Raw genomic sequence first — 9,480 nt, 5'->3', positions numbered from 1 at the left:
CAAAAACGCGAAACGGAGCAAAAAAGATATGTCTGTTACAAGGTTACTCATTCAGCGTCCAACGCTGGTGGTTGTGCTGTTTGCAGTCTTGGGCGTATTTGGTTTGTATGGCTACACGCAACTCAGTTATGAGCTCTTGCCGAAGTTTGCGCCGCCTGTCGTTACGATTACCACAGCTTATCCGGGTGCCTCGCCAAATGAAGTGGAAACATCGGTTACCAAACTCATTGAAGATGCGGTCTCCGGCTTAGATAAAGTTGATGCAGTTACAGCGACATCAAGTGAAGGAGTATCGTTTATATCGCTTGAATTCAAGCAAGAGGCAAATGTAGATATTGTCTTACAAGATGCACAGCGTAAAGTTGAATCGATTATCCCACTTCTACCTGCTGAGGCAAAGCGACCTGTACTTTCTAAGTTTGCTTTTGATGAATTCCCTATTTTGAGGATGGGCATCACAAGCAAAATGCCTGAGACAGAATTTTATACCTTTGTCAAGGAACGCTTGCAACCGCGTCTAGCCCGTATTCCGGGTGTTGCACAAATCGTCTTGATTGGTGGCGAAGAACGCGAGATTAAGGTCAATCTTAACGCTGAAAAACTCAAAACCTACGGTCTTTCGCCCCTGCAAGTGGCAAATGTAATTAAGAATGCAAATCTAGATTTCCCCACGGGCAAAATCAAGGACAGTGATGGACAGTTTGTTGTGCGGCTTGCTGGTAAATTTACATCGCTAGAAGAGATGCGTAACCTTGTAGTTGGGCGCTCTAAGCAGGGCGGAGAAATTCGCCTTTCTGACATTGCAGAAGTGGAAGATGGACGCAAGGAGCCGAACAATATCAACCGCATCAACGGCAAGTCGTCCATTGGCATGTTCATCAATAAGCAATCTGATGCAAATGCTGTAATTGTAAGCGAAAAGGTGCGCGCAGAACTTGCAAAAATTCAGCAGGAATATGCTGACAAAGCGGTCAAATTTGATATTGCCCAAGATGCATCGATCTTCACGCTCGATGCCGCACACGCTGTGCAAGAAGACTTAATGCTCGCAATTGTGCTTGTTGCACTGGTCATGCTGGTGTTCCTCCACAGCATTCGCAACTCCTTGATTGTGATGATTGCAATTCCCTGCTCGCTCATTTCCACAATCGGCGTGATGTATTTCTTGGATTATACCTTCAACCTCATGTCGCTGCTAGCCCTCTCGCTTGCTGTTGGCATCTGGGTAGATGACTCTATCGTAGTGCTCGAAAACATTTATCGCCGCTTGGAACTTGGTGACAGTAAAGTAGAGGCGGCTGTGCGCGGACGTGATGAAATCGGTCTGACTGCCGTCTCCATCACACTCGTCGACGTGGTGGTCTTTTTGCCACTTGCGCTAACAGGCGGCATTATCGGTAACATTATGCGTCAGTTCGCAATTGTCATGGTGGTCTCAACACTCTTCAGCTTGCTGGTCTCTTTCACTGTAACGCCTGTGTTAGCATCACGCATCTCAAAGCTCGAGCATCTGACCAAAGACACGTTGATGGGGCGCTTCGGCTTATGGTTTGAAGGGGTTTTCAAGCGTTTTACAGAGCGCTACATTGAACTGCTCAAATGGGCACTGCAAAACCGCTGGAAAGTAGCCGTCTCCGCAGTGATGATGCTCATTGCTTCTTGCTCACTGATTCCACTTGGATTCATTGGTGGCGAATTTATTGCACAGACCGACCGAGGGGAGTTCTCGGTTGCGCTGGAACTTGCACCGGGCACAAAACTTGAAGAAACCAACGCTGTCTCACAGAAAATCGAGCGGATGCTGATGGATATTCCTGAAGTAGAAAAAGTTGCGGCAAATGTCGGTGCCTCCAGTGACGGCTTCGTTACAGCCTCATCGAGTAACATTGTCGACATTAGCGTCAAACTAATCGATAAAGAAGAGCGCAAAGCCCGCGGATTACGTTCAACCACTGATGTGCAGGCGCAAATCAAACAAATGACGAAAGATATTCCGGGCGTCAAGGTGCGTGTGAACGACATCGGCGTCTTTGGCACAGCAAACCAGACACCAATTCAGTTAATTGTGAGTGGTGCGGACTATGAGATCGTCAAACAGTCTGCGCTGCATCTGAAAGAAATCCTGAAAAACACAAAAGGTGCAACCGATGTCAGGCTGTCAGCTGAAGATGGCAACCCTGAAACGCGCATTGAGATTGACCGCAATAAGCTGGCTTTCTTCGGGCTCTCCATGGCTGAAGTGGGCGCCTCGCTGCGCATTGCGCTTGCTGGTGATAATGATGCCAAATTCCGTGAAGGCGATACTGAATACGACATTCGTATTCAGCTCGATGAATTCGACCGCTCCAACACCGAAACCCTCGGCAATCTGACTTTTGTCAATCAACGTGGACAAGTGGTCGAGCTCAAACAGTTTGCGAACATCTACCAAGCAACAGGTCCAACCAAATTACAGCGCCGTGACCGCAACTATGCAATCATTGTCTATGCACAGCTTGCAGGTCGGTCACTAACATCAGTCTGGCAAGATGCACAAAAGAAACTTGCCGAAGACCCGCTGCCTGCTGGCATAAAGATTTCACCACTGGGTGACTTGAAAAATCAACAAGAAGGCTTCGGCAGTTTGGGACTTGCACTCATTGCTGGTGTGCTGTTCGTCTATTTGATTATGGTGGCGCTGTATAATTCCTACAAATATCCGTTTGTGGTGCTGTTCTCAATTCCCCTGGCCGTGATTGGGGCACTGCTGGCAATTGCACTGGCTGCAAAGAACCTCAGCATCTTCACGATACTTGGCTTCATTATGCTGCTCGGTCTTGTAAGTAAAAACGCCATTCTCTTAGTCGATTTTGCCAATCGTGCCAAAGAAGAAGGCTTGAACACCGTTGAAGCGCTGGTAGAAGCAGGGCGCGAGCGACTGCGCCCCATTCTGATGACAACGCTCACCATGATTTTTGGCATGATGCCCATTGCACTCTCGGGTGCTGCTGGTGCAGAGTGGAAAACTGGACTTGCTTGGGCACTTATTGGCGGGTTGACCAGTTCAATGTTCCTGACACTCGTGGTCGTGCCAGTCGTCTACTACTGGTTCGATAACTTCGGCAATGTTTTTGCCAAACTCAGAGTGCGCAAGCCTGTAAAAGTCAAAGAAGAAGTCTTCGAACCGCTGCCTGAAGCCGTGAAGTTTGAAGCAAACAAGTAAGTCAGGTTGAAGTGAGTGGGCTAAAGACGCATTGTCATATGCACGGCAATGCGTCTTGCTCAAAACTGTTGGGTGTTGTTCAACAGAGCGCGGCGCTACGAAAAATCTTTGTAAATTAGCAGCCGTTAAAACCACAAAACCTTAACTTTAATAAAAATGGAATTTATCCTGGTTTTTTGGGCGCACTCTCGCGCATCATTCCACACCCACCAAACTTTACCGCAATCTCTGCAGTAGCGCTCTATGGCACAAATAAAATCGCCGACAAAAAGCGGGCAATAACTATCCCACTGCTTGCCATGCTGCTCTCTGACGGCATTTTTGAACTTTTCTACCGAACGGGATTTTTAGCATTCCCGGGATTCCACAGTGGTATGTGCTATGTCTATGGTGCATTTGCAGTGGTAGCGATGATTGGTTTTTGGATTCGCGCGCAGTTTAGCTATGGACGCTTGGCAGTAGGCACGTTGCTCTCGTCTGTAAGTTTCTTTGTAATAACGAATTTCGGGGTATGGCTAAGCGGTTGGTATGGTTATACCATAGAAGGATTAGTGGCTTGTTACGTAGCTGCTATTCCATTTTTCCGTAATCAAGCCGTCGGTGATGTGCTGTTCGTTGCGCTGTTCTTTGGCGTCGACTACTTCGTGCGCAAAGTGCTATTCAACAAACAAGCGGCTCAACAAGCCTAAGAAAGTCGGTGCGACCGCTGCATGCGATGCTGCCGGTCGTGCCGCTGCATAAAAAGCGAGCGGTCTTCTCCGTCACTGCCACCGAGAAGCGATGAGACACTTTCGCACCCGAAAAAGAGCACCACAAACAGCAGCATAAAAAAGCCGAAAAGGGCAAGCAAAACAGTTTCCATAATTCCTCCCCATCAAAAAGTTTCTCCTGCTTTGTAGACGTTACGAATGAAGCGCATAAATTCTTCATGCTCTCAGAAGTTTGAACGAGAAAAATCAAAACAATAAGCCAATGACAATGCATCATCATTTTTTAGGGCTGCACTCTGTGCAGGTGTGCTGTGTTGCCTTGCTCCGCTGCTAAGCGCGCAAGACCGCATTACAGGCAAAAGCTTTGCCTCACGCTCAGAAGTGATTGCACAAAATGGAATGGTCTGCACCAGTCAACCGCTCGCCACGCAAGTGGGTCTTGAGATTCTCAAACAGGGTGGTTCTGCTGTCGACGCAGCGATTGCGGCCAATGCGGCCTTAGGCTTGATGGAACCGACAGGCTGCGGTATCGGCGGCGATATTTTCGCAATCGTGTGGGACGCCAAAACCAAAAAACTCTACGGCTTAAATGGAAGCGGACGCTCGCCTTACACACTCACGCTGAGCTATTTCAAAGAAAAAGGCATTAAGCATATTCCTGCAGTAGGACCGCTCCCAGTAACGGTGCCGGGCTGTGTGGATGGATGGTTCGAACTCCACAAAAGGTTTGGCAAATTGCCAATGAAAACGCTGCTTGCCCCAACCATCAAATATGCACGCGAGGGCTTCCCTGTCTCAGAACTCATTGCATACTACTTAGAACGAAATGTGGCAGCGCTATCACAGTTTCCAAATGTCAAGGAAGTGTATGCACCAAATGGACAAACGCCCAAGAAAGGGGAAATCTTCAAAAATCCACTTTTGGCAAATACGCTCGAAAAAATTGCAAACGGTGGAAGAGACGCGTTCTACAAAGGTGAAATTCCGAAAATCATTGAAGCCTTTATCAAAGCACAAGGGGGATTTCTGTCAGCGCGCGATTTTGCAGACCATAAATCGGAGTGGGTAGAGCCTGTATCTACAACTTATCGTGGCTACGAAGTCTGGGAGTTGCCGCCAAACAGTCAGGGCATTGCAGCACTGCAGATGCTAAATATTCTCGAAGGCTACGCTTTCAAGCAAATTCCTTTTGGTAGCAAAGAGCATGTGCATCTTTTCGTTGAAGCTAAGAAACTGGCTTTTGAGGACCGAGCCAAGTACTACGCTGACCCTGATTTTGTAAAGGTGCCCGTTGCAGCACTGATTTCCAAAGACTATGCGAACGAGCGGCGCAAGTTGATTAGCATGGAGCGTGCCGCGCGTCGTGTCGAAGCAGGTAACCCTGCACTCAAAGAAGGTGGCACAATTTATCTGACAACTGCAGACAAGGATGGTAATATGGTCTCACTAATTCAAAGCAATTATCGTGGAATGGGTTCAGGGATGGTGCCTGATGGTCTGGGCTTTATGCTGCAAGATCGAGGTGAACTTTTCTCCTTAAATGAAGGGGAAGCGAATGTCTATGCACCACACAAGCGACCATTTCACACGATTATTCCTGCGTTTGTAACAAAAGACGGAGAGCCGTTTATGAGTTTTGGGGTGATGGGTGGTGAGTTTCAACCGCTTGGACATGTACAAATTTTGATGAACATCATTGATTTTGGAATGAATATACAAGAAGCTGGTGATGCGCCGCGCATTGCGCATGAAGGCTCCTCAGAACCAACAGGTGAAAAGATGACCGATGGGGGCACAATTTTACTCGAGACAGGATTCCCACATGAAACCATACGCGAACTGCTTAAGATGGGACATCGAGTCAGCTTCAGCCTAAGTGGCTACGGGGGCTATCAAGGCATTCGATACGATGCTAAAAACAAAGTCTACTACGGTGCATCAGAATCGCGCAAAGATGGGCAAGCGGCAGGCTATTGAGAAGGTGGAACGCAAAAAGTGTAGCCAAACCCCATCGATTTGGCTACACCCATACTTTCAAGTGCGACATTAGGCTGTTGCAAGTTCACCTTTGATGAGTCCTAAGCGTTTGAGTTCCGCATCAAGTTTTTCACGTGTAGCAGGCGAGGGCGGCACCATGGGCAAGCGGTAACTAAGTTCAATCAGACCCATTTGTGCCAGCGTGTATTTGACAGGAATGGGATTGGATTCAAGAAAGTTAAGGTTCATCAAGTTCAAGTATTCGTTGTGCAGACGTTGTGCTTCAGCTAAGTTACTTTGGAACATGGCTTCAACAAGGCGTTTCATGACTTGCGGAATTTGATTAGCGGCAACAGAAATAACACCATCGCCGCCGAGAGCCATCATAGGCAAGGTGAGGTAGTCATCGCCGCTCATCACAGAAAGTTGCGCTGGACGGTTGCGCAGCAGTTCCTCTATTTGTGCCATGTTGCCAGAGGCTTCTTTAACGGCAAGAATGTTGGGGAAACTTGAAGCCAAGCGCAGCATTGTCTCAACGGAGATGTTAGCACCAGTGCGACCGGGCACATTGTAGATGATAACAGGCACAGAGACGGCTTCAGCAATGGCGGCATAATGTCGGAAAAACCCTTCTTGTGTAGGTTTATTGTAGTATGGCGCAACGCAGAGAATACCTGTTGCGCCTGCTTTTTGCGCAGCTTTAGCAAGATGAACCGCATGTGCTGTGTTATTGCTGCCAGCACCACCCATGACGCGAATCTTGCCGTTGCTAAATTCGACGCACTGTGAAATAATCCGATACTGCTCATCGTCAGACAGCGTGGGTGATTCTCCTGTTGTGCCACAAGGAATCAAAATGTCGGTGCCGCCTTGAATGTGAAACTCGACCAAACGCCGAAGCGCTTCAGTGTCGAGCGCGCCATCGCTTTTGAAAGGCGTAACCAGAGCGACAGCTGAACCAGAAATTACTCTACGAATCATAAGTGATTGTTTATTTCGAGAGATGAAAGTTTTACACGCCGAATTTAAGCCGTAATTTTGCGAAACGAAAAACCAACACCAATTTTTCTAGCATGCCTGAAAGAGAAGCACGACCCATGTCATACTCGCGTGTCGAGATGACACAAATTGTAACACCAGTTGATACCAACTATCTTGGCAATTTAGCAGGTGGCAGGTTGATGCACTGGATGGATTTAGCAGCAGCAATTGCCGCAGGTCGACACTCACAAGCAATTTGCGTAACAGCATCTGTCGATACAATGGAGTTTCGTCAAGGCATTGAGTTAGGAGAAGTTGTCATCATCAAAGCTAATGTCAATCGCGCTTTTCATACCTCAATGGAAGTGGGTGTGAAAGTCTATGCTGAGAATATCATCAAGGGGCACATCCGCGAGTGCACCAAAGCCTACTTCACGTTTGTAGCTATTGATAAAGATGGTAAGCCCATACCTGTGCCCGAAGTTATCCCAGAAGATGAGACCGACAGACGCCGTTACGAAAAAGCCGCATTGCGTCGACAAATTCGCTTGCTCAACAGAGGCTAAGAGCCAATGTCGCTACAAAAATGCCTAATACCTTGCCAGTTTGAGTGCTGCCTCAAAGACCTTGTGCTCATTTGGCAAAATTTCGGTCTCCAGAATTTTTGAGAAGCCAACCGGTGTATCAAGTGAGCCGACGCGCATCACGGGTGCATCAAGATATTCAAAGCAGTGTTCGGCAATCAGTGCTGCAATCTCACCGCCAAAGCCACCTGTGAGTTTATCTTCATGAACGACGAGAGCCTTGCTGGTCTTTTTAACCGTTGCAAAAATTGCCTCTTTATCGAGCGGTGCAAGTGAGCGCAGGTCTAAGACTTCAGCGGAAATGCCGTGCTCCTTTTCCAGTTTTTCGGCAGCAAGCAGTGCATGGTGGACAGTCGTGCCATAAGAAATAATTGAAAGGTCTGTGCCATAGCGACGGTAACGAGCTTTGCCGAAGGGAATAAGGACATCGGGACGAAGTTTAAGTGTTTTCGCCCAGGGATTATTGTAGAGAAACTTTGGCTCTAAGATGACGGTAACGCCGCGAGAGCGAAACGCAGAGCGCAGCAAGCCTTGCATATCGTCTGCAAAAGCGGGTACAACAATGCGCAAGCCGGGCAGGGTGGTAAAGGCGCCCTCGACATTTTGCGAGTGATAAAGTCCGCCACCGATATATCCACCAGAAGCAAGGCGCATCACGATGTTAGGTACAAATTTGCCTTTTGTGCGCCAGTATTCATGTGAGCATTCTACCACTTGTTCCATGGCGGGCCAGATGTAGTCGGCAAATTCTGCGCCCTCAATCAAAACCCAGATGTCTTCACGATAGCGTGAGAAGCCGTTTGCTGTGCCGACAATAAAATCTTCAGCGATTGGGGCATTAAAAACACGACGCGGTCCATACTTTTGTGGCATGCCCTTGTCAGCATTGAAAATACCGCCTTTGCCGACATCTTGTCCCCAAAGAAAAGTGTGCTCATTACGGTCAAATTCTTCGTGCTGAGTTTGATTGATGGCTTGGAGAAGACTAATCGTTTCGTCGGTGTAGAGCACATGCGGACCCTGCGGTTCGCTAAGGTCATGCACCTCGCCGCCAGTAGGCTTAAACTCGGGCCAGACATAGAGCGTGGCTGATTTAGGGTCAGGCATGGCAGCACGTTCGGCACGTTCAGCACATTCAGCAATGTGATGCTCATTCTCGCGTTCAATCGCTTCAAGTTCAGCCGCCGTAAAAATCTGCTTTTCGAGTAGGAAGTTTTTGAACTTCGGCAGCGGATCGCGGGCTTTGGCAGCCTCGAGCTCTTCGTGCGTGCGATAAAGAAAATGGTTGTCGGAATTCGAGTGAGAGCCAATGCGCTCACAATCAGCTTCAACAAGCGCTGCACCTTTGCCTGACTTCACAAACGCAATAGCTTCTTGCATGGCACGCCACGAATCAAAGACATCCGTGCCGTCACAGAAAATCACATGCAAATTTGGAAAACTGCGAAAGAGTTCCGCAGGATGCTCCGTTGCAAACTGCTCCCGCACAGGTACAGAAATACCAAAACGATTGTTTTGAAGCACAAACACAACAGGTAAAATTTCGCGTGAAGCTCCATTGATAGCTTCGTAGAAATACCCTTCTGCGCTTGCCGATTCGCCGCCGGAATAAAATGCAATTTCATCGCCGCCATATTTCTTAATGGCGCGGGCAAGGCCAACAGCATGTTGTGCATGATTGCCCGTGAGCGAAGAGACATTCTGAATGCGAATCTCAGGCTTGGCAAAGTGATTGGACATATGCCGACCGCCACTGGCAACATCAGCATCGCGCGAAAGTCCATTGAGCAAAATTTCTTCTACGCTAATTCCAGCGGCAAGTACCGTGAGCATATCACGATAGTATGGGAAAAGAAAATCTTTGCTTGGGCGAAACGATAAACCCAAGGCAAGTTGAATGCCGTCATGTCCTTGATACGGTGCATGGTACGACCAGCCCATGCCTTTTTTGAGATACCCTGCCGCTTTGAGATCAAGCTGACGCCCCAAATGCATCAAGCGATACCATTGGCGCAGTATTGAAACA

Annotated in this window: 6 protein-coding genes; 4 read left to right on the top strand and 2 right to left on the bottom strand. The window is 48.1% G+C overall.

Annotation, left to right across the window (positions count from 1 at the left end; all coding sequences use genetic code 11):
• The first annotated feature begins 28 nt into the window (after positions 1 to 28).
• The 3 genes from CMR00_10660 to ggt all read left to right on the top strand — a co-directional run bounded on the left by CMR00_10660 (position 29) and on the right by ggt (position 5,889).
• Positions 29 to 3,202, top strand: coding sequence for an acriflavin resistance protein (locus CMR00_10660; protein PIO47404.1), 3,174 nt, complete (start codon positions 29 to 31; stop codon positions 3,200 to 3,202).
• Between the two features lie 176 nt (positions 3,203 to 3,378).
• A complete protein-coding gene (locus tag CMR00_10655) occupies positions 3,379 to 3,891 on the top strand; it encodes a hypothetical protein (GenBank protein ID PIO47403.1) in 513 nt (170 codons plus the stop codon).
• A gap of 420 nt (positions 3,892 to 4,311) precedes the next feature.
• Positions 4,312 to 5,889, top strand: a complete 1,578-nt coding sequence (ggt, locus tag CMR00_10650; GenBank protein ID PIO47407.1) for a gamma-glutamyltransferase — start codon at positions 4,312 to 4,314, stop codon at positions 5,887 to 5,889.
• A 69-nt stretch (positions 5,890 to 5,958) separates the two neighbouring features.
• Here the strand turns inward: ggt and CMR00_10645 are convergent, their stop codons facing one another.
• Positions 5,959 to 6,870 (bottom strand): 4-hydroxy-tetrahydrodipicolinate synthase, encoded by a 912-nt coding sequence (locus CMR00_10645; protein PIO47402.1) that lies wholly within the window; start codon positions 6,868 to 6,870, stop codon positions 5,959 to 5,961.
• 92 nt (positions 6,871 to 6,962) lie between these two features.
• Here CMR00_10645 and CMR00_10640 point away from each other — a divergent pair, with 92 nt between their 5' ends.
• A complete protein-coding gene (locus tag CMR00_10640) occupies positions 6,963 to 7,436 on the top strand; it encodes an acyl-CoA thioesterase (GenBank protein ID PIO47401.1) in 474 nt (157 codons plus the stop codon).
• A 24-nt stretch (positions 7,437 to 7,460) separates the two neighbouring features.
• On the opposite strand, the gene CMR00_10635 is transcribed toward CMR00_10640, so the two are convergent.
• Entirely contained in the window at positions 7,461 to 9,449 is a 1,989-nt protein-coding gene (locus CMR00_10635; protein PIO47406.1) for a 2-oxoisovalerate dehydrogenase, read from the bottom strand.
• Positions 9,450 to 9,480 lie beyond the last annotated feature (31 nt).

It is taken from the genome of [Chlorobium] sp. 445 (assembly GCA_002763895.1).
Taxonomy (GTDB): domain Bacteria; phylum Bacteroidota; class Chlorobiia; order Chlorobiales; family Thermochlorobacteraceae; genus Thermochlorobacter.
The sequence above is the reverse complement of the archived record's forward strand: the minus strand, read 5'-3'. Positions and strand labels throughout refer to the sequence as shown.